The 25,350-nt window shown below is 58.3% G+C and carries 21 protein-coding genes, 2 tRNA genes and 5 rRNA genes; 12 read left to right on the top strand and 16 right to left on the bottom strand.

Annotated features, from left to right (window positions below):
- Window positions 1-427: 427 nt before the first annotated feature.
- Window positions 428-3,295, top strand: a 23S ribosomal RNA gene (locus SynRS9907_RS12220).
- 110 nt (window positions 3,296-3,405) lie between these two features.
- Window positions 3,406-3,522: ribosomal RNA gene (gene rrf / locus SynRS9907_RS12215) — 5S ribosomal RNA — on the top strand.
- A gap of 177 nt (window positions 3,523-3,699) precedes the next feature.
- Here the strand turns inward: rrf (SynRS9907_RS12215) and SynRS9907_RS12210 are convergent.
- Window positions 3,700-4,095: a DUF4440 domain-containing protein gene (locus tag SynRS9907_RS12210; RefSeq protein ID WP_188021198.1), complete on the bottom strand. Its 396-nt coding sequence runs from the start codon at window positions 4,093-4,095 to the stop codon at window positions 3,700-3,702.
- Window positions 4,096-5,035: 940 nt separating this feature from the next.
- Here SynRS9907_RS12210 and SynRS9907_RS12205 point away from each other — a divergent pair.
- From SynRS9907_RS12205 to SynRS9907_RS12175, 7 genes are all read left to right on the top strand, one after another.
- A 16S ribosomal RNA gene (locus SynRS9907_RS12205) occupies window positions 5,036-6,521 on the top strand.
- 184 nt (window positions 6,522-6,705) lie between these two features.
- Window positions 6,706-6,779, top strand: a tRNA-Ile gene (locus SynRS9907_RS12200).
- 9 nt (window positions 6,780-6,788) lie between these two features.
- Window positions 6,789-6,861: transfer RNA gene (locus tag SynRS9907_RS12195), tRNA-Ala, on the top strand.
- Window positions 6,862-7,295: 434 nt separating this feature from the next.
- Window positions 7,296-10,163: ribosomal RNA gene (locus SynRS9907_RS12190) — 23S ribosomal RNA — on the top strand.
- Window positions 10,164-10,273: 110 nt separating this feature from the next.
- A 5S ribosomal RNA gene (gene rrf / locus SynRS9907_RS12185) occupies window positions 10,274-10,390 on the top strand.
- Together the 16S, 23S and 5S rRNA genes with 2 tRNA genes alongside form the textbook arrangement of a ribosomal RNA operon.
- A gap of 145 nt (window positions 10,391-10,535) precedes the next feature.
- Window positions 10,536-11,453, top strand: a complete 918-nt coding sequence (locus SynRS9907_RS12180) for a YihY/virulence factor BrkB family protein (RefSeq protein ID WP_255445914.1) — start codon at window positions 10,536-10,538, stop codon at window positions 11,451-11,453.
- Window positions 11,454-11,506: 53 nt separating this feature from the next.
- The gene (locus SynRS9907_RS12175) at window positions 11,507-11,857 is read left to right on the top strand and encodes a hypothetical protein (protein WP_188021196.1); all 351 of its coding nucleotides are present in this window, start codon (window positions 11,507-11,509) and stop codon (window positions 11,855-11,857) included.
- Here SynRS9907_RS12175 and SynRS9907_RS12170 read toward each other — a convergent pair.
- The 8 genes from SynRS9907_RS12170 to SynRS9907_RS12135 all read right to left on the bottom strand — a co-directional run bounded on the left by SynRS9907_RS12170 (window position 11,833) and on the right by SynRS9907_RS12135 (window position 17,542).
- Window positions 11,833-12,186 carry a DUF2834 domain-containing protein gene (locus SynRS9907_RS12170; RefSeq protein ID WP_188021195.1) on the bottom strand — a complete coding sequence of 118 codons (354 nt, stop codon included), beginning with the start codon at window positions 12,184-12,186 and terminating at the stop codon, window positions 11,833-11,835. The two genes, SynRS9907_RS12175 and SynRS9907_RS12170, sit on opposite strands and share 25 nt — an antisense overlap.
- Entirely contained in the window at window positions 12,179-12,448 is a 270-nt protein-coding gene (gene xseB / locus SynRS9907_RS12165; protein WP_188021194.1) for an exodeoxyribonuclease VII small subunit, read from the bottom strand. Before xseB ends, SynRS9907_RS12170 begins: the two co-directional genes overlap by 8 nt.
- Window positions 12,448-13,611 carry an exodeoxyribonuclease VII large subunit gene (gene xseA, locus SynRS9907_RS12160; RefSeq protein ID WP_188021193.1) on the bottom strand — a complete coding sequence of 388 codons (1,164 nt, stop codon included), beginning with the start codon at window positions 13,609-13,611 and terminating at the stop codon, window positions 12,448-12,450. Before xseA ends, xseB begins: the two co-directional genes overlap by 1 nt.
- Window positions 13,601-13,777 (bottom strand): hypothetical protein, encoded by a 177-nt coding sequence (locus SynRS9907_RS12155; protein WP_170950480.1) that lies wholly within the window; start codon window positions 13,775-13,777, stop codon window positions 13,601-13,603. The genes xseA and SynRS9907_RS12155 overlap by 11 nt, the downstream gene beginning before the upstream one ends.
- A 113-nt stretch (window positions 13,778-13,890) precedes the next feature.
- The gene (locus tag SynRS9907_RS12150) at window positions 13,891-14,031 is read right to left on the bottom strand and encodes a chlorophyll a/b-binding protein (protein ID WP_011365253.1); all 141 of its coding nucleotides are present in this window, start codon (window positions 14,029-14,031) and stop codon (window positions 13,891-13,893) included.
- A gap of 93 nt (window positions 14,032-14,124) precedes the next feature.
- Window positions 14,125-16,629 carry an ATP-dependent helicase HrpB gene (gene hrpB / locus SynRS9907_RS12145; protein WP_188021192.1) on the bottom strand — a complete coding sequence of 835 codons (2,505 nt, stop codon included), beginning with the start codon at window positions 16,627-16,629 and terminating at the stop codon, window positions 14,125-14,127.
- A gap of 223 nt (window positions 16,630-16,852) precedes the next feature.
- Window positions 16,853-17,236, bottom strand: a complete 384-nt coding sequence (locus SynRS9907_RS12140; RefSeq protein ID WP_006851931.1) for a hypothetical protein — start codon at window positions 17,234-17,236, stop codon at window positions 16,853-16,855.
- A 33-nt stretch (window positions 17,237-17,269) separates the two neighbouring features.
- On the bottom strand, window positions 17,270-17,542 hold the full coding sequence (locus SynRS9907_RS12135; RefSeq protein ID WP_186493916.1) for a DUF2973 domain-containing protein: 273 nt from the start codon (window positions 17,540-17,542) through the stop codon (window positions 17,270-17,272).
- 102 nt (window positions 17,543-17,644) lie between these two features.
- Between SynRS9907_RS12135 and SynRS9907_RS12130 the strand changes: the two genes are divergently transcribed.
- Window positions 17,645-18,817 (top strand): trypsin-like peptidase domain-containing protein, encoded by a 1,173-nt coding sequence (locus tag SynRS9907_RS12130; RefSeq protein WP_370586640.1) that lies wholly within the window; start codon window positions 17,645-17,647, stop codon window positions 18,815-18,817.
- 10 nt (window positions 18,818-18,827) lie between these two features.
- On the opposite strand, the gene SynRS9907_RS12125 is transcribed toward SynRS9907_RS12130, so the two are convergent.
- Both SynRS9907_RS12125 and abc-f read right to left on the bottom strand, forming a co-directional pair.
- Window positions 18,828-19,016 (bottom strand): hypothetical protein, encoded by a 189-nt coding sequence (locus tag SynRS9907_RS12125; RefSeq protein ID WP_114988709.1) that lies wholly within the window; start codon window positions 19,014-19,016, stop codon window positions 18,828-18,830.
- A gap of 114 nt (window positions 19,017-19,130) precedes the next feature.
- The gene (gene abc-f / locus SynRS9907_RS12120; RefSeq protein ID WP_188021190.1) at window positions 19,131-20,855 is read right to left on the bottom strand and encodes a ribosomal protection-like ABC-F family protein; all 1,725 of its coding nucleotides are present in this window, start codon (window positions 20,853-20,855) and stop codon (window positions 19,131-19,133) included.
- A gap of 70 nt (window positions 20,856-20,925) precedes the next feature.
- On the opposite strand from abc-f, the gene SynRS9907_RS12115 reads away from it, so the two are divergent.
- Window positions 20,926-21,102 (top strand): hypothetical protein, encoded by a 177-nt coding sequence (locus SynRS9907_RS12115; RefSeq protein WP_188021189.1) that lies wholly within the window; start codon window positions 20,926-20,928, stop codon window positions 21,100-21,102.
- Here SynRS9907_RS12115 and SynRS9907_RS12110 read toward each other — a convergent pair.
- Complete coding sequence (locus SynRS9907_RS12110) at window positions 21,080-21,310, bottom strand: hypothetical protein (RefSeq protein ID WP_188021188.1); 231 nt, start codon at window positions 21,308-21,310, stop codon at window positions 21,080-21,082. The two genes, SynRS9907_RS12115 and SynRS9907_RS12110, sit on opposite strands and share 23 nt — an antisense overlap.
- 47 nt (window positions 21,311-21,357) lie before the next feature.
- Window positions 21,358-21,657, bottom strand: a complete 300-nt coding sequence (locus tag SynRS9907_RS12105; RefSeq protein ID WP_114988706.1) for a hypothetical protein — start codon at window positions 21,655-21,657, stop codon at window positions 21,358-21,360.
- A gap of 105 nt (window positions 21,658-21,762) precedes the next feature.
- Between SynRS9907_RS12105 and SynRS9907_RS12100 the strand changes: the two genes are divergently transcribed.
- The gene (locus tag SynRS9907_RS12100; protein ID WP_188021187.1) at window positions 21,763-22,056 is read left to right on the top strand and encodes a hypothetical protein; all 294 of its coding nucleotides are present in this window, start codon (window positions 21,763-21,765) and stop codon (window positions 22,054-22,056) included.
- Here the strand turns inward: SynRS9907_RS12100 and SynRS9907_RS12095 are convergent.
- The 3 genes from SynRS9907_RS12095 to SynRS9907_RS12085 are packed head-to-tail and all read right to left on the bottom strand — an operon-like array spanning window position 22,053 to window position 25,341.
- Window positions 22,053-23,192, bottom strand: coding sequence for an anhydro-N-acetylmuramic acid kinase (locus tag SynRS9907_RS12095; protein WP_188021186.1), 1,140 nt, complete (start codon window positions 23,190-23,192; stop codon window positions 22,053-22,055). The two genes, SynRS9907_RS12100 and SynRS9907_RS12095, sit on opposite strands and share 4 nt — an antisense overlap.
- 4 nt (window positions 23,193-23,196) lie before the next feature.
- Window positions 23,197-23,901 carry a TrkA family potassium uptake protein gene (locus SynRS9907_RS12090; RefSeq protein ID WP_188021185.1) on the bottom strand — a complete coding sequence of 235 codons (705 nt, stop codon included), beginning with the start codon at window positions 23,899-23,901 and terminating at the stop codon, window positions 23,197-23,199.
- 24 nt (window positions 23,902-23,925) lie between these two features.
- The gene (locus SynRS9907_RS12085) at window positions 23,926-25,341 is read right to left on the bottom strand and encodes a TrkH family potassium uptake protein (protein ID WP_188021184.1); all 1,416 of its coding nucleotides are present in this window, start codon (window positions 25,339-25,341) and stop codon (window positions 23,926-23,928) included.
- Window positions 25,342-25,350: the final 9 nt, after the last annotated feature.

Here is a 25,350-nt window from a genome sequence, read left to right as displayed (position 1 = left end):
AACTTGATTCCCATCTCCAATTTTTTGGAGTTGAGCTCGATTGGAGTGTGATTTAGATGTGTCCGCTGGATGACCCCAGCTTCCTGTCATTCCAAGTTTTAAGTTAAAGCCTTGAATTTGGTTGATAAGATGCTGGGCTCGGATCAAATGATCAAGCAATTGATGATTTGATTTGAAGTTCTGGCAGAACCTTGACAACTGCATAGGTGAGTCTGGAAAAAACAAAGCATCTTACAGATGCATTGTTTTGAATCTGATCTTCTGAAAGGGAGATTGGATCTAGAACAATGAAAATTCTTTTGAGCAAGAGCCGAGACTCTTGAGCGTTCTTTGATTGGTGTCGAGCCAATCAGAGTTTGATCTTGTTTTTAGCAATAAAAACTTGAGAATCTGCTTTCAACGGCGGTAAGCGTTCAGGAGGTTAATTGGTCAAGCTACAAAGGGCTCACGGCGGATACCTTGGCACACAGAGGCGATGAAGGACGTGGTTACCTGCGATAAGTCTCGGGGAGCTGGAAGCACGCTTTGATCCGGGAATTTCCGAATGGGGCAACCCTTAATACGGCCAGCTGAATCCATAGGCTGGCACGAGCCAACCCAGCGAACTGAAACATCTTAGTAGCTGGAGGAAAGGAAAGTAAAAACGACTCCCTAAGTAGCGGCGAGCGAACGGGGAAGAGCCTAAACCGATACTTTCGAGTATCGGGGTTGTGGGACAGCAACGTGTATCAGGGAAGTTAGGAGAAGTGCTTGAATGGCACGCCACAGAGGGTGAAAGCCCCGTAACCGAAAACTGAACTGAGCTAGCTGTATCCCGAGTAGCACGGAGCACGTGAAATTCCGTGTGAATCCGCGAGGACCACCTCGTAAGGCTAAGTACTACTGTGTGACCGATAGCGAAACAGTACCGCGAGGGAAAGGTGAAAAGAACCCCGGGAGGGGAGTGAAATAGAACATGAAACCGTGAGCCTACAAGCAATGGGAGCCCTACTTATAGGGTGACCGTGTGCCTGTTGAAGAATGAGCCGGCGACTTATAGGCACTGGCGGGTTAAACCGGAAATGGTGGAGCCATAGCGAAAGCGAGTCTGAATAGGGCGTTTGTCAGTGTTTATAGACCCGAACCCGGGTGATCTAACCATGGCCAGGATGAAGCTTGGGTGATACCAAGTGGAGGTCCGAACCGACTGACGTTGAAAAGTCAGCGGATGAGCTGTGGTTAGGGGTGAAATGCCAATCGAACCCGGAGCTAGCTGGTTCTCCCCGAAATACGTTGAGGCGTAGCGTCTCGTGCTCCAGCAGGGGGGTAAAGCCACCATTTCGGTGCGGGCTGCGAGAGCGGTACCAAATCGAGATGAACTCTGAATACCCTGTGTGTAGCGAGGCAGTCAGACTGTGGGGGATAAGCTCCATGGTCGAGAGGGAAACAGCCCAGACCGCCAGCTAAGGTCCCCAAATCAACACTAAGTGATAAAGGAGGTGGGATTGCATAGACAACCAGGAGGTTTGCCTAGAAGCAGCCATCCTCAAAGGAGTGCGTAATAGCTCACTGGTCGAGCGATCCTGCGCCGAAAATGAACGGGGCTAAGTGTTGTACCGAAGCTGCGGATTTTTATGGTAGGGGAGCGTTCTATGTGGGGCGAAGCGTTAGCGTGAGCGGGCGTGGACTGCATAGAAGTGAGAATGTCGGCTTGAGTAGCGAAAACATGGGTGAGAATCCCATGCACCGAAACCCTAAGGGTTCCTCCGGCAGGCTCGTCCGCGGAGGGTTAGTCTGGACCTAAGGCGAGGCCGAAAGGCGTAGTCGATGGATAACAGGTCAACATTCCTGTACCGGTCATGTTTTGGGAAGAGGGACGGAGAAGGCTAGCCAAGCCAGATGTTGGTTACTGGTTCAAGCGTTCGAGGCGTTGAGGAGCGGTGAAAACGTTCCGAGCTGAGGCGTGAGTACGAGCTGCTACGGCAGCGAAGTTGGTGACGTCAAGCTTCCAAGAAAAGCTCTATACCCGTTAAGGCATGACTGCCAGTACCCGAAACCGACACAGGTGGGGTGGTAGAGAATACCGAGGTGCGCGAGGTAACTCTCTCTAAGGAACTCGGCAAAATGGCCCCGTAACTTCGGGAGAAGGGGTGCCACCGCAAGGTGGTCGCAGTGAAGAGGCCCTGGCGACTGTTTACCAAAAACACAGGTCTCCGCTAAGTCGCAAGACGATGTATGGGGGCTGACGCCTGCCCAGTGCCGGAAGGTTAAGGAAGCCGGTCAGCGTAAGCGAAGCTGGCGACTGAAGCCCCGGTGAACGGCGGCCGTAACTATAACGGTCCTAAGGTAGCGAAATTCCTTGTCGGGTAAGTTCCGACCCGCACGAAAGGCGTAACGATCAGGGCGCTGTCTCGGAGAGAGGCTCGGCGAAATAGAATTGTCTGTGAAGATGCGGACTACGTACACCTGGACAGAAAGACCCTATGAAGCTTTACTGTAGCTTGGTATTGTGCCCGGGCTCTGAATGCGCAGGATAGGTGGGAGACGTTGATCTCATGGTTGCGGCTATGAGTTAGTCACTGGTGAGATACCACTCTTTCAGAGCTAGGGTTCTAACGTTCACCCGTTATCCGGGGAGCGGACAGTATCAGGTGGGCAGTTTGACTGGGGCGGTCGCCTCCTAAAAGGTAACGGAGGCGCACAAAGGTTTCCTCAGGCTGGTTGGAAATCAGCTGATGAGTGCAAAAGCAGAAGGAAGCTTGACTGTGAGACCTACAAGTCGAACAGGGACGAAAGTCGGTTTTAGTGATCCGACGGTTCTGAGTGGAAGGGCCGTCGCTCAACGGATAAAAGTTACTCTAGGGATAACAGGCTGATCTCCCCCAAGAGTTCACATCGACGGGGAGGTTTGGCACCTCGATGTCGGCTCATCGCAACCTGGGGCTGAAGTCGGTCCCAAGGGTTGGGCTGTTCGCCCATTAAAGCGGTACGCGAGCTGGGTTCAGAACGTCGTGAGACAGTTCGGTCCATATCCGGTGTACGCGCAGGAACATTGAGAGGATTTCTCCCTAGTACGAGAGGACCGGGAGGAACGCACCTCTGGTGTACCAGTTATCGTGCCAACGGTAAACGCTGGGTAGCCATGTGCGGAGTGGATAACCGCTGAAAGCATCTAAGTGGGAAGCCCACCTCAAGATGAGTGTTCCCATGGGGTAACCCAGTAAGGTCACGGGAAGAACACCCGTTGATAGGCTCTACGTGGAAGTCCAGTAATGGATGCAGCGGAGGAGTACTAATAGACCGAGGGCTTGACCAACATTTTGGTTCTTGCCTGAAGACTCATTTCTTTGTTTGATTCAGACGTGCAGCGTTAGTTGCAGATCCTATGCAGTTCTCAGGGTTCATCCCTTGAGAATGTTTATCTATCCTGGTGTCCATGGCGGTGTGGTCCCACTCCGATCCATCCCGAACTCGGTTGTGAAACGCATCAGCGGCGACGATATTTGGGGGGTAGCCCCCTGAGAAAATAGCTCGATGCCAGGTAAAACATTCTCCAAATGGGTTGATGATGTGCTGATTGCTGAAGCGATCACCATCACCACCCGCGAAGAAGCCACCTCTCCTTGAGGTGGCTTTTTTGTTGGTTATTTTTGCTCAAGAAGGCCTCTCAAGAGTCAACGTGTCGATCCATGGAGGACCCTTCCTTTCGTTCCCCAGGCTTCAGGAGCGGTGAACGTGCACTTGTAACCAAGTTCCTTCGCTTTGTTGCCATATCCTTGTCTCGCAACAACGGGTTGTGATGGGTTCTCCGTTGTGGATTGTTTCAGTTAATCGGGTGTAACTCACCACGACTGCATCGTTGCTGAGCCAGCGCAGGTGAGGCCGAGCCATGGTGATGTTGACGGCAGTCGGTGCGCTTTGGCTCTGGCTCGCTAGTTCGAAGTAATAGCGGTGAAAAGCATGTCCTTCGACTAAGTGTCCCTCACTCTCGCCTTCGAAGCAGCTGATCTCGGTACTGCAGACCTGGGAGTACTTCTCCCAGTTACCAGCTGCCACGCTTTCAAGCATGGCTTGGTTGATGGCGAGTATCTCCTGATCACGAGGCAAGATCGTCACTCAGTGTCGTTTGCGAAGTCAATCCGATACTCCCAGAGGAAAAGCAGCACTGTCTCTGGATGTCGCGCATGCTGGTTTTGCATTTGTCTTGGCTTGGTTTAAGGCTGTAGCAGCAGCGACATTGTTTTGATTCGCTGACCGTCTTCAGGTCGCGGTGTTTCACGAGTTGGGGCCATGGCGACGGCCATGCAGGCGGTTGCGTCGCATCCATCGCAGCTCTGCTGAATGTCCACTTGTCTTCTCATGCCGGTATCGCTGGGAGTTGAAGGTGCCGAAACCTCAGTGCTCAGCACAGTTTTCCTGCGATTCCTTGCTGCGTCGCCAACTTCGCTTTCGGGGGTGGTTGCGAGAAGAGGGTTCAGTGGGTTATGTTTTTGGACTGCGCGGGAGCCGAGAGGCTGCTGTGCAGGCTGAAGCGCTTGAGGCGAAAGCTTTGATGTGTCTGAGGCGGCTTGCGAGACCAGAAGGGAGCGATCCCACGGTGTTGTAAGTTCTTCAAGCGGTCGCGAGAGGCCGCGATGACCAACCAACCGATCTCCTGAGAGGGAGTGAAGAGAAGTTTGGTCGCACCTGGACAATTGAAAAGTTTAGGAACTGACGCTTTTATCGCGTTTGGTTCTGAGCCAAGCCGAGAGGTGAGGTGAGGAGTCGAATGAAAGAGCGATGAAGGTGTGAGGTCCCGTCAAAAAATTTCGTTGCGCTGAAGCAATTCGCTGCAACGGGAGGGTTTTCACGAGCTCTCTTGTTGCCGGTGTGCGAATTGTGGAGCAACAACCGGATCTGAGATCCCGGAAAGTCATTGACAGAGAAATCTAGAGATGCACTCTTAAGAACCCTTTTGTGTCAGCGAAAGGAGGCCTCAACTGTTACCAGTTTTCACTGAGTAATGGGTGACGCAAATCATTTTGAGGACGTGAAAACGTCCAAGAGGAAATGATCTACAACGGAGAGTTTGATCCTGGCTCAGGATGAACGCTGGCGGCGTGCTTAACACATGCAAGTCGAACGAACCTTCGGGTTAGTGGCGGACGGGTGAGTAACGCGTGAGAATCTGCCCTCAGGAGGGGGACAACAGCTGGAAACGGCTGCTAATACCCCATATGCCGCGAGGTGAAATGAATTTCGCCTGAGGATGAGCTCGCGTCTGATTAGCTAGTTGGTGTAGGTAATGGCTCACCAAGGCATCGATCAGTAGCTGGTCTGAGAGGATGATCAGCCACACTGGGACTGAGACACGGCCCAGACTCCTACGGGAGGCAGCAGTGGGGAATTTTCCGCAATGGGCGAAAGCCTGACGGAGCAACGCCGCGTGAGGGATGAAGGCCTCTGGGCTGTAAACCTCTTTTATCAAGGAAGAAGATCTGACGGTACTTGATGAATAAGCCACGGCTAATTCCGTGCCAGCAGCCGCGGTAATACGGGAGTGGCAAGCGTTATCCGGAATTATTGGGCGTAAAGCGTCCGCAGGCGGCCCTTCAAGTCTGCTGTTAAAAAGTGGAGCTTAACTCCATCATGGCAGTGGAAACTGTTGGGCTTGAGTGTGGTAGGGGCAGAGGGAATTCCCGGTGTAGCGGTGAAATGCGTAGATATCGGGAAGAACACCAGTGGCGAAGGCGCTCTGCTGGGCCATCACTGACGCTCATGGACGAAAGCCAGGGGAGCGAAAGGGATTAGATACCCCTGTAGTCCTGGCCGTAAACGATGAACACTAGGTGTCGGGGGAATCGACCCCCTCGGTGTCGTAGCCAACGCGTTAAGTGTTCCGCCTGGGGAGTACGCACGCAAGTGTGAAACTCAAAGGAATTGACGGGGGCCCGCACAAGCGGTGGAGTATGTGGTTTAATTCGATGCAACGCGAAGAACCTTACCAGGGTTTGACATCCTGCGAATCTCTTGGAAACAGGAGAGTGCCTTCGGGAACGCAGTGACAGGTGGTGCATGGCTGTCGTCAGCTCGTGTCGTGAGATGTTGGGTTAAGTCCCGCAACGAGCGCAACCCACGTCTTTAGTTGCCAGCATTTAGTTGGGCACTCTAGAGAGACTGCCGGTGATAAACCGGAGGAAGGTGTGGATGACGTCAAGTCATCATGCCCCTTACATCCTGGGCTACACACGTACTACAATGCTACGGACAAAGGGCAGCAAGTTCGCGAGGACAAGCAAATCCCATAAACCGTGGCTCAGTTCAGATCGTAGGCTGCAACTCGCCTACGTGAAGGCGGAATCGCTAGTAATCGCAGGTCAGCATACTGCGGTGAATACGTTCCCGGGCCTTGTACACACCGCCCGTCACACCATGGAAGTTGGCCACGCCCGAAGCCGTTACTCCAACCCTTGTGGAGGAGGACGTCGAAGGTGGGGCTGATGACTGGGGTGAAGTCGTAACAAGGTATCCGTACCGGAAGGTGCGGATGGATCACCTCCTAACAGGGAGACAACACAATGATTTTGATGCCTGAGTGCTTTTATTCTTAGGCCGAAATCCTGTCACCTTAGGTCGATCGGTACCTCAGCTTTGAAGTCAAGGATCAGCAGCAATGTTGATTGCTTGATGGAGATTTTCAGTTCCTAAACTTTGTCTAGGTCACACCCCAAAAGGGATGAGACTCCTGGGCCATTAGCTCAGGTGGTTAGAGCGCACCCCTGATAAGGGTGAGGTCCCTGGTTCAAGTCCAGGATGGCCCATTCGGTGTTGGGGGTTTAGCTCAGTTGGTAGAGCGCCTGCTTTGCAAGCAGGATGTCAGGAGTTCGAGTCTCCTAACCTCCACTGACCGAACTTGATTCCCATCTCCAATTTTTTGGAGTTGAGCTCGATTGGAGTGTGATTTAGATGTGTCCGCTGGATGACCCCAGCTTCCTGTCATTCCAAGTTTTAAGTTAAAGCCTTGAATTTGGTTGATAAGATGCTGGGCTCGGATCAAATGATCAAGCAATTGATGATTTGATTTGAAGTTCTGGCAGAACCTTGACAACTGCATAGGTGAGTCTGGAAAAAACAAAGCATCTTACAGATGCATTGTTTTGAATCTGATCTTCTGAAAGGGAGATTGGATCTAGAACAATGAAAATTCTTTTGAGCAAGAGCCGAGACTCTTGAGCGTTCTTTGATTGGTGTCGAGCCAATCAGAGTTTGATCTTGTTTTTAGCAATAAAAACTTGAGAATCTGCTTTCAACGGCGGTAAGCGTTCAGGAGGTTAATTGGTCAAGCTACAAAGGGCTCACGGCGGATACCTTGGCACACAGAGGCGATGAAGGACGTGGTTACCTGCGATAAGTCTCGGGGAGCTGGAAGCACGCTTTGATCCGGGAATTTCCGAATGGGGCAACCCTTAATACGGCCAGCTGAATCCATAGGCTGGCACGAGCCAACCCAGCGAACTGAAACATCTTAGTAGCTGGAGGAAAGGAAAGTAAAAACGACTCCCTAAGTAGCGGCGAGCGAACGGGGAAGAGCCTAAACCGATACTTTCGAGTATCGGGGTTGTGGGACAGCAACGTGTATCAGGGAAGTTAGGAGAAGTGCTTGAATGGCACGCCACAGAGGGTGAAAGCCCCGTAACCGAAAACTGAACTGAGCTAGCTGTATCCCGAGTAGCACGGAGCACGTGAAATTCCGTGTGAATCCGCGAGGACCACCTCGTAAGGCTAAGTACTACTGTGTGACCGATAGCGAAACAGTACCGCGAGGGAAAGGTGAAAAGAACCCCGGGAGGGGAGTGAAATAGAACATGAAACCGTGAGCCTACAAGCAATGGGAGCCCTACTTATAGGGTGACCGTGTGCCTGTTGAAGAATGAGCCGGCGACTTATAGGCACTGGCGGGTTAAACCGGAAATGGTGGAGCCATAGCGAAAGCGAGTCTGAATAGGGCGTTTGTCAGTGTTTATAGACCCGAACCCGGGTGATCTAACCATGGCCAGGATGAAGCTTGGGTGATACCAAGTGGAGGTCCGAACCGACTGACGTTGAAAAGTCAGCGGATGAGCTGTGGTTAGGGGTGAAATGCCAATCGAACCCGGAGCTAGCTGGTTCTCCCCGAAATACGTTGAGGCGTAGCGTCTCGTGCTCCAGCAGGGGGGTAAAGCCACCATTTCGGTGCGGGCTGCGAGAGCGGTACCAAATCGAGATGAACTCTGAATACCCTGTGTGTAGCGAGGCAGTCAGACTGTGGGGGATAAGCTCCATGGTCGAGAGGGAAACAGCCCAGACCGCCAGCTAAGGTCCCCAAATCAACACTAAGTGATAAAGGAGGTGGGATTGCATAGACAACCAGGAGGTTTGCCTAGAAGCAGCCATCCTCAAAGGAGTGCGTAATAGCTCACTGGTCGAGCGATCCTGCGCCGAAAATGAACGGGGCTAAGTGTTGTACCGAAGCTGCGGATTTTTATGGTAGGGGAGCGTTCTATGTGGGGCGAAGCGTTAGCGTGAGCGGGCGTGGACTGCATAGAAGTGAGAATGTCGGCTTGAGTAGCGAAAACATGGGTGAGAATCCCATGCACCGAAACCCTAAGGGTTCCTCCGGCAGGCTCGTCCGCGGAGGGTTAGTCTGGACCTAAGGCGAGGCCGAAAGGCGTAGTCGATGGATAACAGGTCAACATTCCTGTACCGGTCATGTTTTGGGAAGAGGGACGGAGAAGGCTAGCCAAGCCAGATGTTGGTTACTGGTTCAAGCGTTCGAGGCGTTGAGGAGCGGTGAAAACGTTCCGAGCTGAGGCGTGAGTACGAGCTGCTACGGCAGCGAAGTTGGTGACGTCAAGCTTCCAAGAAAAGCTCTATACCCGTTAAGGCATGACTGCCAGTACCCGAAACCGACACAGGTGGGGTGGTAGAGAATACCGAGGTGCGCGAGGTAACTCTCTCTAAGGAACTCGGCAAAATGGCCCCGTAACTTCGGGAGAAGGGGTGCCACCGCAAGGTGGTCGCAGTGAAGAGGCCCTGGCGACTGTTTACCAAAAACACAGGTCTCCGCTAAGTCGCAAGACGATGTATGGGGGCTGACGCCTGCCCAGTGCCGGAAGGTTAAGGAAGCCGGTCAGCGTAAGCGAAGCTGGCGACTGAAGCCCCGGTGAACGGCGGCCGTAACTATAACGGTCCTAAGGTAGCGAAATTCCTTGTCGGGTAAGTTCCGACCCGCACGAAAGGCGTAACGATCAGGGCGCTGTCTCGGAGAGAGGCTCGGCGAAATAGAATTGTCTGTGAAGATGCGGACTACGTACACCTGGACAGAAAGACCCTATGAAGCTTTACTGTAGCTTGGTATTGTGCCCGGGCTCTGAATGCGCAGGATAGGTGGGAGACGTTGATCTCATGGTTGCGGCTATGAGTTAGTCACTGGTGAGATACCACTCTTTCAGAGCTAGGGTTCTAACGTTCACCCGTTATCCGGGGAGCGGACAGTATCAGGTGGGCAGTTTGACTGGGGCGGTCGCCTCCTAAAAGGTAACGGAGGCGCACAAAGGTTTCCTCAGGCTGGTTGGAAATCAGCTGATGAGTGCAAAAGCAGAAGGAAGCTTGACTGTGAGACCTACAAGTCGAACAGGGACGAAAGTCGGTTTTAGTGATCCGACGGTTCTGAGTGGAAGGGCCGTCGCTCAACGGATAAAAGTTACTCTAGGGATAACAGGCTGATCTCCCCCAAGAGTTCACATCGACGGGGAGGTTTGGCACCTCGATGTCGGCTCATCGCAACCTGGGGCTGAAGTCGGTCCCAAGGGTTGGGCTGTTCGCCCATTAAAGCGGTACGCGAGCTGGGTTCAGAACGTCGTGAGACAGTTCGGTCCATATCCGGTGTACGCGCAGGAACATTGAGAGGATTTCTCCCTAGTACGAGAGGACCGGGAGGAACGCACCTCTGGTGTACCAGTTATCGTGCCAACGGTAAACGCTGGGTAGCCATGTGCGGAGTGGATAACCGCTGAAAGCATCTAAGTGGGAAGCCCACCTCAAGATGAGTGTTCCCATGGGGTAACCCAGTAAGGTCACGGGAAGAACACCCGTTGATAGGCTCTACGTGGAAGTCCAGTAATGGATGCAGCGGAGGAGTACTAATAGACCGAGGGCTTGACCAACATTTTGGTTCTTGCCTGAAGACTCATTTCTTTGTTTGATTCAGACGTGCAGCGTTAGTTGCAGATCCTATGCAGTTCTCAGGGTTCATCCCTTGAGAATGTTTATCTATCCTGGTGTCCATGGCGGTGTGGTCCCACTCCGATCCATCCCGAACTCGGTTGTGAAACGCATCAGCGGCGACGATATTTGGGGGGTAGCCCCCTGAGAAAATAGCTCGATGCCAGGTAAAACATTCTCCAAATGGGTTGATGATGTGCTGATTGCTGAAGCGATCACCATCACCACCCGCGAAGAAGCCACCTCTCCTTGAGGTGGCTTTTTTGTTGTAAGGTTTTAGTAGTCTTTTGCGCTCATCTGTGCCAAGACGTTCATTGGTTCGACATTTAAGTGGCAAGATTTGGAAGGCTTGTCAGCGTTGGAATAATGCTGAGTGTGTTGATCTAAGTGCCGCTTTTGCATATTTCGTTCTTCAGTCGTTTTTCCCGCTGCTTCTTATTGCGCTGTCTGTTGCGGCGAGGGTGTTTGGAAGAACAGACAGTATGGATAATGTGTTGGCCTCAGTGACGCAGGTTTTGCCTCCGTCAGCAACCAGCCTGGTGGATTCCACCTTGCGTGGGTTGGTGGATCAAAATTTTGGGGCAGGAATTCTTGGTGTCGTCGTTTTACTTCTCACGGCCAGTAATGCCTATTTAACGCTCCAACGTGGAGCTGATCGCTTGTGGTCTGAGATTCTGCCCGAGCCATCAATCGGTTTGTCTTGGTGGCAACAGGTTGGACAGTTTTGTAGAACGCGTGTAGAAGCCTTCCTGACGGTTTTTGCTATATCTGTTTTGATCGTTTTTCAACAGTTGGTGCTCAGCATTGGGCAGCTTCCTGAGGACATTCTTGGCTTATTGGATGGTGTCGTTCCTGGCTTGATGGGGATCGTGCGCTCCAGTCCCATTCTTCCTCTCGGGCGGATCCTTGTACCCGCGTTGATCTTGTCCTTGACGGCTTGGTTGCTTCAGGTGGTGCTGCCCAGCCGCCGTGTCCCTACGATTCCCCTCATTCCTGGCTCATTGTTGATTGGCTTCGGTCTCACCTTTCTCAATAAGATTCTGAGTTTGAGTATTGTTTCCCTGGGTAATCGCTATCAGGCCTATGGCGTGATTGGTGGTGTTTTGGTGTTAACGCTTTGGGTTTGGTTGGTGGGCGTGATTCTTTATTTTGGCCAGTGTTTAAGCGTGGAATTGGCTGCAGTTCGTTTTTCGAAACCTCGGCTCGGGGAACCGAACAGCGCGGCGCCTTGAACTGTGATTCAACTCTGCGAAGCTGATTCAACGGACCTCTTCCGTTGAATCCCATGAATCGACCACCAGCAGTGTTGTGGATCGGAGTTGTGTTGCTCCTGCTGCTGCCAACCGCTGCAGGTCGTCTCTTGCTTGATCTCGCCGGTGGCGTGTTGCTGGCTCTTTTGGCACTTCCTTTGATCCTTTCCGGTCTTGGTTGGATTGGTTGGAAGCTTTTGCAGTCCCGGATGATCAGCTGTACTGCCTGCGGTGCTACTGGTCTGAAGGGGGCTGCAGTTTGTGCCGTCTGCGGCACTCCCTACGCCAATGCGGGAGACAGTCCGGCCGATGCGGCAGCTCCGTCTGCACCTGCCAGTGATCTCACCATTGACGTGGTGGCTCAGGATGTGGATTCCGATTCCTGAGCCTGCAGCTGCCGTTCTCGCAGGAACAAGAAAAACGGAGCAGCGCAGGCAAAGGCCACACCAAAGCTCAGGGGGATGGCCAGCCACCAGCCTTTGATCTTCTGGCGTGGTCCTTCCACGCAGATCCACAATGTGACGGCACTGGCCCCCACCAGCAGGTCAGCGCTCAAGGAGCGTGAGGCAGCTGTGCTGTTGGCATCAGCGATGAACCGCGCCAGATCGAAAGCCTGTCCACCCCCCTCGGCGATGAATTCTAGATTGGCCTTCCAGGGCAGGATCGCTCCCAACACAGCCAGAAGCAGATAGATCCAAGGCAGGGCTTTACGCATCGGTTGTGGCTTTAAGAGTTGTGGGATCAAGCTCGACAATCGACTGCTCCACGCTGTCGAGCAGGCTCTGACACCGGTTCAGATACACCTCGCCATGGAGCACTTTTTGCTGCAAGTCCGCCAACGGAACACTGTCGTTCTGTAGTTCAGCAAGCAGCAGATCCAAAGCCTGCATGGCTTCCTCGTAGCTCAGTGTCTCGGCATCCTTTCGCCACGTTTCGATGCGATCGCGTTGCTCTTTACTGATTTGGCGCTTGCTCATCAGGAGGAGGTGTTGGGTGCACTGGGCTGGATCTGATCGACCCGGGCTTCAAGGCTTCCGTCGCGCATTCGAATGTTGAGCTGATCACCGATTTTGACGGATTCCAGATCTGAAATGGGATCGCCGGCGGTGTTGCTGATCAGGGCCAAGCCACGTTTCAGCCAGCGTTCCGGTGATAGTGCCTTGAGCAATTGGTGCCTTTGAGCCAGTGCCTGGCGTTGGCGTTGGATCTTTTCCAGTGGAGACTGTTGCTGAAGGGCTACGTCTCGATCCTGAAGGCGCTGACGTTCGCGAAGGATTCTCCCCAGCAGCGCGTCTTTCAATCGGCTTTGCCGTTGCGCTAATCCCTGGCGTTCCGCCTCACGGTCGGGCAGCAATGCCACGATCGCTGCCGTGGGCGTGGCTGCACGATGGTCTGCCACCAGATCGGCGACGGTGAGATCATCCTCATGCCCCAGGCCTGTCACCACGGGTATGGGGTAGTTCGCCAGGAGGCGGCAAAGCGCCTCGTTGTCGAACACCGCCAGGTCTTCCCGGCTGCCACCGCCGCGGGCGAGCACCAAAGCTTCCAGTCCCAACTCATCTGTGCGCTCGGCCAGGGCTTCCAGGGTGCTGATAATCGTTGGTGCCACGGAACCCTGCACCGGAATTGGCACCACGATCAGCTGCGTCATGGGCCAGCGTTCCGCCGCGGTGCGGAGCATGTCGGCCAGGGCGGAACTGGGCACGCTGGTGAGCACCGCGATCGAGGCGGGTTGTCTCGGAAGCGGCCTCTGATGGCTTGGGTCGATCACCCCCTCCTGTTCCAGCAGTTGCCGCACCCGTTCAAAGTCGCGCAGCACCGTGCTGAGGCTTGGCCGGATGTCCAGCGCCTGAACGGTGAGGCTGGCTCGTGCTGCCCAGAAATTGAGCTTGCCCACCACGGTGACGCCGTCACCGTCTTTGGGTTGATAGCTCAATTGGGCCAGCTTCGAAGCCCACACCACACCGGAAATGCTGGCGGAGCCGTCGGTGAGGGTGAGCCAGAGGTGGCCCTTTTTGAGTTGAGGCCGGGAGACCGTGGCTTCCAGTAAAAAGCGCGGGGCAAAGCCGCGTTCCAGCAGGCTTCCGATGGCTGTGTTCAGCTCAGCAACGGAATAGGTCGGAAGACGATCAACGCTCAAGGCGGCTGTAGGCGTAACCCCAGTAGATGCAGACAACTGCAGAGATGCTGGTCAGCAGAACGCCCCAGTGCTGGTGGATCTGGGTGGCACCAATCGTGCAGATCACCAAGGCGCTGCTGAGCAGCCTTGATCCATCACGTCTGTTCTGAACGTAAAGCGGTGCCAACGACTGCCTCGGTGGAATCCTCCCCACTGTGCTGCATCAGCGGTGGCTGGTGGAGAGGCAACAAAAAACCCCTCGGCAAGCCGAGGGGTTCTGTGAATCCGTGGAGCGGAAAATCAGCCGAGGCCGATCTGGGACAGGATGCCCTGGCCGGTCAGCAGCTCGGTGCCGAGGCCGATCACGATGCCCAGCATGGCCAGACGACCGTTCCAGGTTTCAGCGAAGTTGACGAAGCCGAAGCGTGCGTTGTCGGACATTGGTGTGAACCAGGTGGATGTGCATCAATGTAACAAAGGTTGGAGTTTTGTTGCATGTGCCAAGGGCTACTCAATTGGTCCTTTGCCCGTGTTTCAAGGTTGTCGCCCATCCGATCTGGGTTTGGTCCGGGCTGTCGGCAGCGCCTGGCGGGGATCCTTGGGCCAGGGGTGTTTGGGGTAGCGCCCTCGCATCTCCCGGCGCACTTCCTGGTAGCTGCCTTGCCAGAAGCCTTTCAGATCACGGGTGCGCTGCAGGGGGCGTCCGGCTGGTGAGAGCAGTTCCAGCGTGACGGGAATGCGGCCATTCAGCACGTGGGGGCCGTCGTCAGATCCGAACATCTCCTGCAATTTCACGGCGAGGATCACCTCGTCGGCTGTGTAATGCAGCGCGGCCTGCCGGCCGGAGGGGATCGGGATGCGGCGCGGCAGCAGGTCATCTAGCTGTTGCCTGAAGCTCCAATCCAGATCGCCCCAGAGTGCTCCTTCTAAGGCTGTCGCGGTGATGTCGCTCCAGCCCAGGCAGCCCTCCAGGCTTGGACCTAGCCAGGTGTCGGCTTGCTCCAGCAGGGTTGTTAGATCGCGATCAGGCCAGGGGACGCCCACTTGTTGGTGCATCCATGCCAGCCGTTGGCGCAGCTGATCGCTGTTGTCCGTCCAGGGCAGGGCATCAAGGCTGGCATCCTTCTTCAGCTGTTCGATCAGCAGAGTGCGACACAGCCCTGCGGCTGGCGAAGGTTGTGGCGTTCGGCGCACCACCAATGCCCCCAGTTTGAGCTGCCGTTCGGCACGGACCCGCTGGCGTTCGGGATCCCAGCTGGCCTCGTCATGCCAGTGGCCATCTTGCTCAGCGATGCTCTCCAGGGCGCCCTGACTCAGGGCCACGGCCATCTGGATCCGCGTGTCCCGGCCGCCCATGTCGACCCTGGCGACGGCCAGGGCTGGACTGCCTTGGAGCGGATCCCAGGGCAGCAGGGTTGCTCCGCGGCCTTGCCGCAGCTGATAGCGACCGACCTGGCCTGGACGCTGTTGCGCCAGCCATTCCGGAAAGGCCGCCAGGATCAGCTCGCCAGCATTGACGGAAGCGTTTCGCTCCTGGGGTGAGGCACCCAGTCGATTCAGTTGGCGGCGAAGTTGCTGGCTGAGCGTTCGCAGGGATGGATGGCGCTGGATGCTGTTGAGCCTGGCCTCGAGATCGCTGCCGATCTGGCGGCGGTCAAAGGGATCCCGTTCACTGAGAATTGCCGCCAGATCACAGCCCAGCTGGGGGGCGCCCTGTTCATGGGCCTCCAGCAGCAGCATGCCGAGACGAGGGTGAACGCCGAGGCGGCCGATCAGTCGTCCCCGTTCGCTGATGCGGCCGTCCTGCTCCAGCAGGCCGAGCTGTTGCAGGCCGTGCTGTCCCTCCTGCATGGCTGCTGAGGGAGGAGGGTCCAACCACGGCAGCTCTTCCCCCAGCCCAGCCCCCCACTGGGCCAGTTCCATCAACACGGGCTGGGGATCGGCCAGCAACAGTTCAGGGGGGTGAAAGGGTGGCCGTCGCTGTTGCTCTGCCGGTGACCAGAGGCGGATGCAGCGGCCCGGGCATTGCCGCCCTGCCCTGCCCCGGCGCTGCTCTGCACTGGCCAGGCTGGAGACGGTGGTCTCCAGGCCCTCCATGCGGGTGTTGGGGTCGTAACGCAGTTGACGGCTGAGGCCGCTGTCAATCACCAGGCGCACCCCATCGATCGTGAGGGAGCTCTCGGCAATGGCGCTGGCAAGGATGATGCTGCCGTCCTGGCTTGGGTCGCAGCGCTGCAGGGCTGAACTCTGCTGCTGCAAAGGCAGTTGACCGTGCAGCGCCTGAATCTTCCAGTTCTGCAGGGAAGGGACGGCCGTCAGGGTCTGCCTGCAGCGTTCAATCTCCGCCAGCCCCGGCAGGAAGACCAGAACACCGCTGCCCTGCGGTTGGTCGAGGGCGTGTTGCTCGATGGCCCGTAAAACCTGCTTCGGCAGGGGTTCGTCCGGCCGTGGTGGTTGGTGGTGGGTGTCCACCGGGTAACAGCGGCCCGGGCTTTCCAGCACCGTCGCTTCGGGCAGCCGTTCCGTCAGATCGGATAGATCCAGCGTGGCCGACATCAAGATCACGGCGAGATCTGGATTCAGCAGCGGCCTTGCCTCGCGCAGCAAGGCGAGGGATAGGTCCGCATCGCGCCCCCGCTCATGAAATTCATCGAAGATCACGCACCCCACCCCATCGAGCGAGGGATCGCTCTGCAAGCGCCGCAGGAAGAGGCCGTCGGTGATCACCTCCACCTGGGTGCGGCCTGATCGCTTCTGTTCCCCGCGCACGGAATAACCGATGCGCGCACCGATGTCTTCTCCAAGGCTTGCAGCAAGGCGGGCGGCGGCAGCTTTGGTGGCCAGCCGCCGCGGCTCGATCATCCAGATTTTCTGATGCTCGTCAAAAATGCTCTGACCTTCCGACAGCGCCCCGATCAGTGCCAGGGGGACCCGTGTGGTCTTTCCTGCCCCGGGCGGTGCCTGGAGCAGAACTGTTTGGCCTGGGCGGACCGCAGAACAGATCTGCTCCAACAGGGCGTCGATCGGGAACTGGCTCAACGCGGTGTTGCCGCTCGATTCACGGGATGAGATTCATCAGGCCGAACAGCACCAGGCTGCTGATGGCGCCAACGGCCGCCAACAGCCGCACAAGCGGGCCGATGGAAACAACAAGAGAGGCCATGAAGACTTTCTTAAAGGCCGGATTGATTCCGGTCTAGCCCCCTTGCCTGCCGCGTCGCTGCATTCATTCGCACGCCTTTACACAACCCGCCCTGCTGGATCAACGCACGTGGCGGGTCCCATCCACGGGGTGGTACTCCTCTCCAGTGAGCTCCTCAAACACGATGGCCGGCAGGCCGGTCTCAAACATGGTCTGCAGTGCTTCCTTGAGATAGGGGTTCCAGCCTCCGGTGCTCACCTGGCCGTGGCGGACGGTCCAGTCCCAGGTGCCCTGAAGGTCGCGGGGGATCCGGCCTTCCCGGTCACGACGGGCCACCAGATCAAGAGATTCCACAAGTCCCACGGTGATGGGGTCCTTGCCGTAGGCCGGTGTCAGGCTCAGTTCCAGGCGAACGGGGTCTTCTTTCATCAGCCGAAGCCGGAACCGGGGAGGCAGCTTGAGGCCCTTGATGACCGCGGCAACGATGCGTGTTCTCTGATCCACTCAGGCGACCCCTGTCGACTCCAAGCGTCCAATTTATTCAGTGCCGGGTCCAGCGGCCGTCGAGGCATCGTCATCGTCACCGCCAAAGCGCACCGTCAGCAGGGCTTCTTCCGTGATGCGTCCCTCGCTGTCCAGCAGTTCTGGGTGGACGGTGACCTGGCCTGTGCGGTCGTTCGGAGCGTTACTGGGCGCGCTGTTGATCGGACCGCTGGCAGCGCGGAAACCCTTGCTCATCACGCGGAAGGCCTGCCACAACAGGGCCACGAACAGCGCTCCGTAGATGAGGGGAAACAGCGAACCGAGCATGAACCTTCGACCCAGCTGAACATCTGCATTCTCACGCTATCGGGACCCCGGTCGCATGTGGTCACAGCTTTGACACGGAACGTGGCTGTTTTCGGATCTGCTCTGCGTAGCGTCGAGGCAGCCGATCGCCCTGAAGCTGTGGTCAACTCCCCGTCCCGCTCGCTTGTCGCCTCTGCTCTGGCGGGGGGATTGCTGGTGGCCGGCGTGTCGTCGCTTCCCTTGATCGTTGGCCTCGAGCAGGCCGAGGCCCGCCCGGCGATCCGTCGGGACTCATTCGTTGCAGCCGCTGTGAAGCGCAGTGGTCCGGCAGTGGTCAGCTTGGAGACAGCGCGGACCGTCAATCAGTCCAGCGTTGCGGGTATGCCGCCGGCCTTGATGCAGGACCCTTTGTTTCGCCACTTCTTCGGCATCCCACGCGCCACAGCTCCGCGCTCCAGGGTGCAGCGTGGCCAAGGCAGTGGAGTGATCTTCGATGCCAAGGGCCTGTTGCTCACCAATGCCCATGTGGTGGAGGGGGCGGATCAACTCACCGTGGACCTCTCCGATGGCAGGAGGGTGCCTGCCCGAGTGGTGGGCAAAGACAGCCTCACCGATCTCGCGGTGGTGCGCCTGGAGGGCTCCGGGCCCTGGCCGGTCGCGGATCTGGGGGATTCCGACCGGCTCAGCGTGGGCGACTGGGCGATTGCCGTGGGCAATCCCTTTGGCCTGGAGAGCACGGTGACTCTGGGAATCATCAGCAACCTCAACCGCAACGTTGCTCAGTTGGGAATTTCCGGCAAACGTCTTGATCTGATTCAGACCGACGCGGCGATCAATCCTGGTAATTCGGGTGGGCCACTGCTCAATGCCGACGGTGAGGTGATCGGCATCAACACCTTGGTGCGATCAGGGCCTGGGGCGGGTCTGGGTTTTGCCATTCCGATCAATCGGGCTCGAACCATTGCCCAGCAGCTGGTGGATAGCGGGAAGGCCCGTCATCCGGTGATCGGCATCCGTCTGTCGCCGGTGCCACGGCCCACTCCCACCTCCCCGGTGCCGCCAGGTGCCGTGATTCGCGCTGTTCAACCTGGGGGGCCGGCGGACCGCGCCGGGCTCAAGGTGGAGGATGTGATCCTTCGCTTCGATGGCCAGCTGGTTGATGGCCCAGCTGCGGTGGTCAGTGCCATTGAACGCCGCGGTGTCGGTGCCACGGTTGTGCTCGAGGTGCAGCGAGCTCAGGAGCGGGTCTCGATCAACGTCAAGCCCGTCGATTTGTCGGCCTTGGCCCCAGGCTGAAGCTTTTGGCTCAGGCGTCGTCGGCGTCCCTCAGTTGTTCGACGCATTGGGTGATGCAGTCGCCATCGTCGAGCGAACAAGTGGTGATGCACTGGAAATAGGTTTCCACGGCGTCCCAGGTCTGCTCATGGGGGGGCGGACCGGGGGCTGTTGAACCGCCAACGGGTTCGCTGTTGCCGGGGCCGGGAACCATGCTCATCGGGGCTGGAAGGTCAGTTTTGTCAGCCTATGCAGATGAAAACAGCAGGTAAAGAGAAATAAGTCTTCCTGCCTAAACCTGTGTGAAGTTTTCGTTGCCGTCGCCTGATGTCAGTCAGGCCGCCTTTTTACGGCGGGCGTCGCGTGCCTTCTGCTTCTCTTTGTTGGCCTTCCGCTTGGCTTCCCGTTCTGCAGCCAGTTCTTTCTCCTTGGCGGCTGCCCTTTCCTCCTCTTTCTTCTCGAGGTAGTAGTTGTAATCCCCGCGATACATCACCAGTTCGCCGTCCCGCAGTTCCACGATGCGGTTGGCAACGCGGGAGATGAAATAGCGGTCGTGGGAGACCAGCAGCGCGGCTCCCTCGTAGGCCATCAAGGCGTCCTCGAGCATCTGCTTGGCGGGGATGTCGAGGTGATTGGTGGGCTCATCCAGGACCAGCAGGTTGCAGGGGGTGAGCAGCATCAGGGCCAGGGCCAGGCGGGCCTTTTCTCCGCCGCTGAGCTTCCCGACTTCCTTGAACACCGTGTCGTTGCTGAAGCAGAAACTGCCCAGCAGCGAACGAACCTGGGTCTGGGTCCAGTCAGGAACCGCTTCGTACATCGTGTCGATCACGGTCTTGGACAGATCCAGGGCTTCGGCCTGGTTCTGTTCGAAGTACCCCGCAATCACGTTGTGCTCCCCAAGCCGGGCACTGCCTTCATCGGGGGTTTCAACCCCCATCACCAGGCGCAGCAGGGTGGACTTGCCCGCGCCGTTGGGGCCCACGAAGGCAATGCGGTCACCCCGCTCGACCTCCAGTTCAGCCCCCAGGAACAGGATTTTGTCTCCATAGCTGTGGGTGACGTTGTCGATCAGGGCAACCTGGGCGCCGGAGCGCGGGGCAGGCGGGAACTGAAAACTCGGCCCGGCCACGGATTCGATCGGTGCCTCCACCCGTTCCACCTTGTCCAGCTGCTTCTCACGACTTTTGGCCTGGGTGCTGCGGGTGGCACTGGCGCGGAAGCGATCGATGTAGGCCTGTTGCGTGGCGATCTCCTTCTGCTGCCGTTCGAAGGCCGCCTGTGTGGCCTCCCGCTCCAGTTGTTTCTGCTCCAGGTGGGCGGTGTAGTTGCCGAGGTAGCTGCGGGACACCCCCCTTTCGGTGGAAACGATCTGATTGCAGACTCGGTCGAGGAAGGTGCGGTCGTGGCTGATCACCACAAGGGCTGCGCTCTGCTCCAGCAGGTAGTTCTCCAGCCACTGGATGGTCTCGACGTCCAGATGGTTGGTGGGTTCGTCGAGCAGCAGAAGATCCGGTTCCTGCAGCAGGATTTTTCCCAGGGCAATTCGCATCTGCCAGCCCCCGGAATAGTCCTTCACCTGCAGCTCAGCGCCCTCCGGGGTGAAGCCGATCGTGGGCAGGAGCTTGTCGATGCGGGCATCGAGTTCGTAGCCATGCAGTGCTTCGAAACGGCTTTGCAGCTTTCCCAGTTCTTGGATCAGCTGGTCCAGATGGTCGGGATCCTCCGCTGCCCGTTCGGAGCCCATCGCCTCTTCCACCTGCTGCTGCTGGTTCATGACCTCGGCCGCTTCGCCGAAGGCTTGAAACAGTTCCTGGCGCACGGTGCGCTCCAGGTCCACGTCGAATTCCTGCTGGAGGTAGGCGATGCGTGGTTCCCCCTGCCGAACCACCTGGCCGCTGGTGGGCTCTTCGTGTCCGGCGATCAGACGCATCTGGGTGGACTTGCCGGCGCCATTCACCCCCACCAGGCCGATCCTGTCTCCAGGTTTCACCTCCCAGGTCACGGCCCGGAGCACTTCACCCGTGGGGTAGATCTTGCTGACGTTTTCGAGTCGCAGCACCGGCGGAAGGCGTGATGCCCCCCATCATCCCTGTCGGCAAACTGGTGAAGGTTCCCGGAGGCTGGTCGCCATGCTGAAACTGGAGCAGCTGGCCGCTCTCGTGGTGGCAGCCGGCCTGGCGATCGTGAGTTATCTGCTCTTCTTCAGTTGGGCTGGAGGCGGCGGCTACGAACGCCGTCAGCGCGGTGAGCCCCAGGTCCTTCTGACGCCCGAAGCTCCAGAGCTCAAAGACCGCCTCTCGCCTTGACCAGCCAGCGCTTGCTGTCGTCGTCGTCGAGGCTGGCCAGATGGTCGCGCACCTCCTGGCTTGTCACGGGTAGCCCCAGCTGCTCGCCCAGGCTGCAGATGCTGGCCATGGCGCCGTTGGGATCCTGCAGCGCCTGACGGAACAGGGCCTGGGTCTGCTCCGGATTGCTGCTGATTCGGGCGTACAACGATGCGGCGTTGGAAGCCATCGCGATCTGAGCAACTGCTCAAACGCTATTCAGCACAGAGAGTCTTGTCAGGCAGCCTGTTCGATGCCGTCATCGTGCTGCCCGAGGGCCGAGGCGTCTTTCATGCTGCGGGCGTCCATGCAGAGCACCTTGCGCAGTTGGGCGTAGTTGGCGGCTTGGGTGCTGCGCCCTTCCTGGGAGGCGCCGTATTCGGCCCGTTGCAACACATGGTGCAGGTGGGTCAGCAGATAGGTGCTGATGACGGCTGACACCAGCACGTCGCTGTTTTCAGCGCTGCGACGGGGGCGTCGGGACCGAGCGCGGGTGCCGGCTGGGCTGCGACGGGAGCGGGGTGTGGCTTGGGTCATGGGGTACTCCGAGGAGGACCAATGCCCCCACCATAGTCATGGATACTACCCTTGACCATCTCTGTACACTTTTTAGTAGCAGAGCCCCTCCCAGGGGATCCGGTCGTGCCCACCCGTCAGACCTCATCCAGCGGGAAGCCCAAGTCCCCGAGAATTCAGGTGGTTCTGCCTGAGGATCTCTGTGCGCGTCTCACGGCGATGGCGGAGCTGGAATCCCGCACGGTGAGCAACATGGCGAGGGTGCTGATCCAGCAGGGAGTTCAGCGCCATGAGCAGGAGTTGGAGGCGACCGCACCGGCGCCGTCCCGCGAGGAGCGCCTGCGGTCCGCCCTGGAATCACAGCAGCCCCGCCGTCTTAGAGGCGCCCCCCGGCGCCTGCGCCTGCACCGTCACGGTTAGGCCGGATTCACCCGTGTGCCGAGCACGGCCTCCCGACAGGCTCCGGTGACGGCTGGCACATTGCCGGGATGCCCCCTGTGGTGCCACCAGGCCAGCAACGCGAAGACCAGCGCTTCTCGGGCTTCCGTCGGCACCCCCAGACTGCTGCTCGCATCGATCTGTGCGCCGCGGCAGCGCCGCCGCAGCTCATCGATCAACACCGGGTTATTGCTGCCGCCTCCGGCTGTGATCAGCTCGATCGGTGCGATCCCATCGCTCTGGCGCAGACGTTCCAGATCCTGGGCAACCACAGCGGCGGAAAAGGCCGTCAGGGTGGCGATGGCATCTGCCGCGGAGGCGCCACCGAGCTGACGTAGCCGTCTGTTGAGGTCGTCCTGCCCGAAACACTCCCGTCCGGTGGATTTCGGTGGTGCCAGCTGGAAGTACTCCTCCTGGAGCCAGCGCTGGATCCAGCCCTCATCCGCATGGCCCTGCGCTGCCATCGCTCCACCCTTGTCGAAGCTTTGGGCGCCATTGGTGAATTGGCGCATGCCCAGGTCAATCAGGCTGTTGGCGGGTCCGCAGTCCCAGCCCAAGATCGCGGCATGGCGTTCCACTCCACTGCAGGGGGGGATGAGGGTGAGGTTGGCAATGCCGCCCAGGTTGAGAAGTGCCCGCCAGCCCTGCGTGCTTCCCAGCAGGGCGGCATCGGCCCGAGGCACGAGCGGTGCTCCCTGTCCCCCCAGTGCCAGGTCAGCGGCGCGGAAGTCATGGATCACCGGCCTTTGCAGCAGATGGGCCAGCAGAGGGGCCTGCAGCATCTGCCAACTGGCCCCCCGTGCCCCTCGGGCCGGCGGACGGTGCCAGACGGTCTGGCCATGGCAACCGATCAGCTCAGCTGTTGCATCGGGGTCGCAGGCCTGCACTGCTTTGGCTTGAACCTCCGTGATGGCTTCCGCCAGCTCCAGCCAGCAAGATGCCGGCATCGGTGCACCCTGGCCGGATGACACCACCTGCTGCTGCAGTTCGAGCGGATAGGGCTGATGGTGGTGGCGAAGCAGGGACCACTGAGGATGCTGAGGTGGGCCGTCGAAGCACGCCAGCACGGCATCCACACCGTCAGCACTGGTTCCGCTCATCAGCCCGAGGCAGTGCATCCGCTCAGATCTTCGGCAGGCGTTGCAGGTCGTCCACCAGTCCCATCACCACAAGCAGGTGCCCCTCCTCCAGCACATGGGACGCCGGTGGGTTCACCATCAGGCTGCTTTGCGGCCCGGCCGCCAGCACGTTGACCCGGAAGTTCTTGCGCAGATTCAGATCCCGGAGCGACCGCCCCACAAACGGTTCCGGAACCTTGATCTCTTCGATGCAGTGCTGTTCATCCAGGGCCAGGCGCTCCATCAGGTTGGGGCGCACGAGTTCAAGACCCAGGCGCTCACCCTGCATCCGCGAGGGAAAGATCACCCGGTCGGCCCCCACCCGTTTCAGCATTTTTTCGTGGAGGTCGCTTGTCGCTCTCGCGATCACCTGGCGCACCCGACTCCCTTCGCTGTCTTTGGCGATCAACGTGGCGGTGATGCTGGCTTCGATCGGTTCGCTGATTGCCACCACGACGGTGCCCATTTCGAGCACGCCGGCCTCCCGCAAGGCCTCCTCGTCGGTGCAGTCCACAACCCGGGCTTCCACGCTGGGCTCCACCTGACGCAGTTCATCCACCGCCCGCTCAGAGCGGTCCACGGCCAGCACATCCGCTCCGTTCTGAAGCAGTTCCCGGCAAACGGCGATGCCGAAACGGCCCACGCCGATGATCGCGAAGCCGAGTCTTTCGCTGCCCTGGGCCGGGCTCCACTGCCACCACTCCTTCATCGCTGCCTCCCCCGCTGATCGCGCTCAGACATACAGATCCTCGCTGGGGTAACCGACTCGATTCTGGCGATTCATCTGGATTTGTTCCTGCGTCATCGCTTCCCAGATCGCACTCAGCAGCAACAGGATCCCCAGCCGTCCCACAAACATTCCCACCATCAGCACCGCCTGGCCGAAACGGGGGAGTTCAACGGTGACTCCCAGGTCCAGCCCCACCGTGGCAAAAGCGGAGATGCAGGTGAACAGCATTTCCATAAAGGTGAATGAATCCTTCCCGTTCAAATTGCTGGCGATGCTGATCAGCATCGCCATGGCCATCACGAACAGCAGGGAGCCCACCGTGATGCCCACGGCCCGCAGCACCACCTTGTCGCTGATGCTTCTGTTGCGGATCACCACCACCTCCCGGCCCCGCAGGGTGGAGCGGGTGGCCGCCATCAAGGCGGCCACGGTGGTGGTTTTGATCCCGCCACCGGTGCCGCCGGGGCTGGCCCCGATGAACATCAGCACCATCAGCAACAGCAGGCTCGATTCGGTGACGGTGTCGAGCGAGAGCGGAACAGTGCTGAAGCCGGCGGTGCGTGCCGTAACAGATTTGAACAGGGCCGTGAGCCAGCGCTCAGACCAGGGCATGCCCGCGAAGATCTCCCCCTGGTTCAACCATTCCGTCAGGGCCAGCCCCCCTGCCCCGAAGACGATCAACAGCAGGGTGGTGCGCAGCACCAGGCGGGAGTGCAGGCTCAGCCGCCGCCGGCTTCGCCGTCTGCGAAACAGCTGCGTGGTCAGATCGCTGGTGACCCGCCAACCCAGGCCGCCGGCCACGATCAGCAGCATCACCACGGCATTCACAAACCCATTGCTGCGGTAGCGCTCGAGGCTGTCGCTCCAGAGTCCGAAGCCCGCGTTGTTGTAAGCCGAGATGCTGTGGAACACCGCGGCCCAGAGGCGTTCGCCCTGGTTGGGGATGTCATCAAAGCCGAAGTGATACAGGATCACGGCCCCCACCAGGATCACCAGCGTCGCCGTCAGGGCAATGCCGCGAAACGTGCGCCCAACGCCCCCCACGCCGAATTCATCCAGGGCCTGGCCCCGGTCCAGCCTGCGCCGCAGGGCTGTTCCCTGCACCACAAAGCCCTGGAGAAACGTGGTGATGGCCATCAAGCCAAGGCCCCCCGCCAGGATCATCAGGGCCAGCACCGCCTGGCCGAAGGTCGTGAGATCGGTGCCGATGTCGATGATTGACAGGCCGGTCACGGTGATGGCCGATGTGGCTGTGAACAACGCTTCCCAAAGCCCTACGCGGTTTGAAGAGCACAGCGGAGTGGCCAGAAGCAACGTGCCGATCAGCACCACCAGCAATCCAGTCACCACGGTGAACTGGGGAACCGTGAGCCGACGATGCCAGCCCTGGCTGCGTTCGATGGCCCTTCCGATCGGCACAGGTGCGCG

This window comes from Synechococcus sp. RS9907, assembly GCF_014279615.1.
In the GTDB taxonomy this organism is placed as follows: domain Bacteria; phylum Cyanobacteriota; class Cyanobacteriia; order PCC-6307; family Cyanobiaceae; genus Parasynechococcus.
Note: the sequence above shows the minus strand (reverse complement) of the source record. Positions and strands in the feature narration are given on the sequence as shown.

Excerpts from the sequence above, each read along its gene's own strand:
- SynRS9907_RS12110 (WP_188021188.1), bottom strand. The coding sequence starts at position 21,310 with ATGGCTTCCAACGCCGCATCGTTGTACGCCCGAATCAGCAGCAATCCG.
- SynRS9907_RS12125 (WP_114988709.1), bottom strand. The coding sequence starts at position 19,016 with ATGAGCATGGTTCCCGGCCCCGGCAACAGCGAACCCGTTGGCGGTTCA.
- SynRS9907_RS12105 (WP_114988706.1), bottom strand. The coding sequence starts at position 21,657 with ATGACCCAAGCCACACCCCGCTCCCGTCGCAGCCCAGCCGGCACCCGC.
- SynRS9907_RS12150 (WP_011365253.1), bottom strand. The coding sequence starts at position 14,031 with ATGTCCGACAACGCACGCTTCGGCTTCGTCAACTTCGCTGAAACCTGG.
- SynRS9907_RS12090 (WP_188021185.1), bottom strand. The coding sequence starts at position 23,901 with ATGAAGGAGTGGTGGCAGTGGAGCCCGGCCCAGGGCAGCGAAAGACTC.
- SynRS9907_RS12175 (WP_188021196.1), top strand. The coding sequence starts at position 11,507 with ATGAATCGACCACCAGCAGTGTTGTGGATCGGAGTTGTGTTGCTCCTG.
- xseB (WP_188021194.1), bottom strand. The coding sequence starts at position 12,448 with ATGAGCAAGCGCCAAATCAGTAAAGAGCAACGCGATCGCATCGAAACG.
- SynRS9907_RS12135 (WP_186493916.1), bottom strand. The coding sequence starts at position 17,542 with ATGCTCGGTTCGCTGTTTCCCCTCATCTACGGAGCGCTGTTCGTGGCC.
- SynRS9907_RS12095 (WP_188021186.1), bottom strand. The coding sequence starts at position 23,192 with ATGCACTGCCTCGGGCTGATGAGCGGAACCAGTGCTGACGGTGTGGAT.
- SynRS9907_RS12170 (WP_188021195.1), bottom strand. The coding sequence starts at position 12,186 with ATGCGTAAAGCCCTGCCTTGGATCTATCTGCTTCTGGCTGTGTTGGGA.
- SynRS9907_RS12115 (WP_188021189.1), top strand. The coding sequence starts at position 20,926 with ATGCTGAAACTGGAGCAGCTGGCCGCTCTCGTGGTGGCAGCCGGCCTG.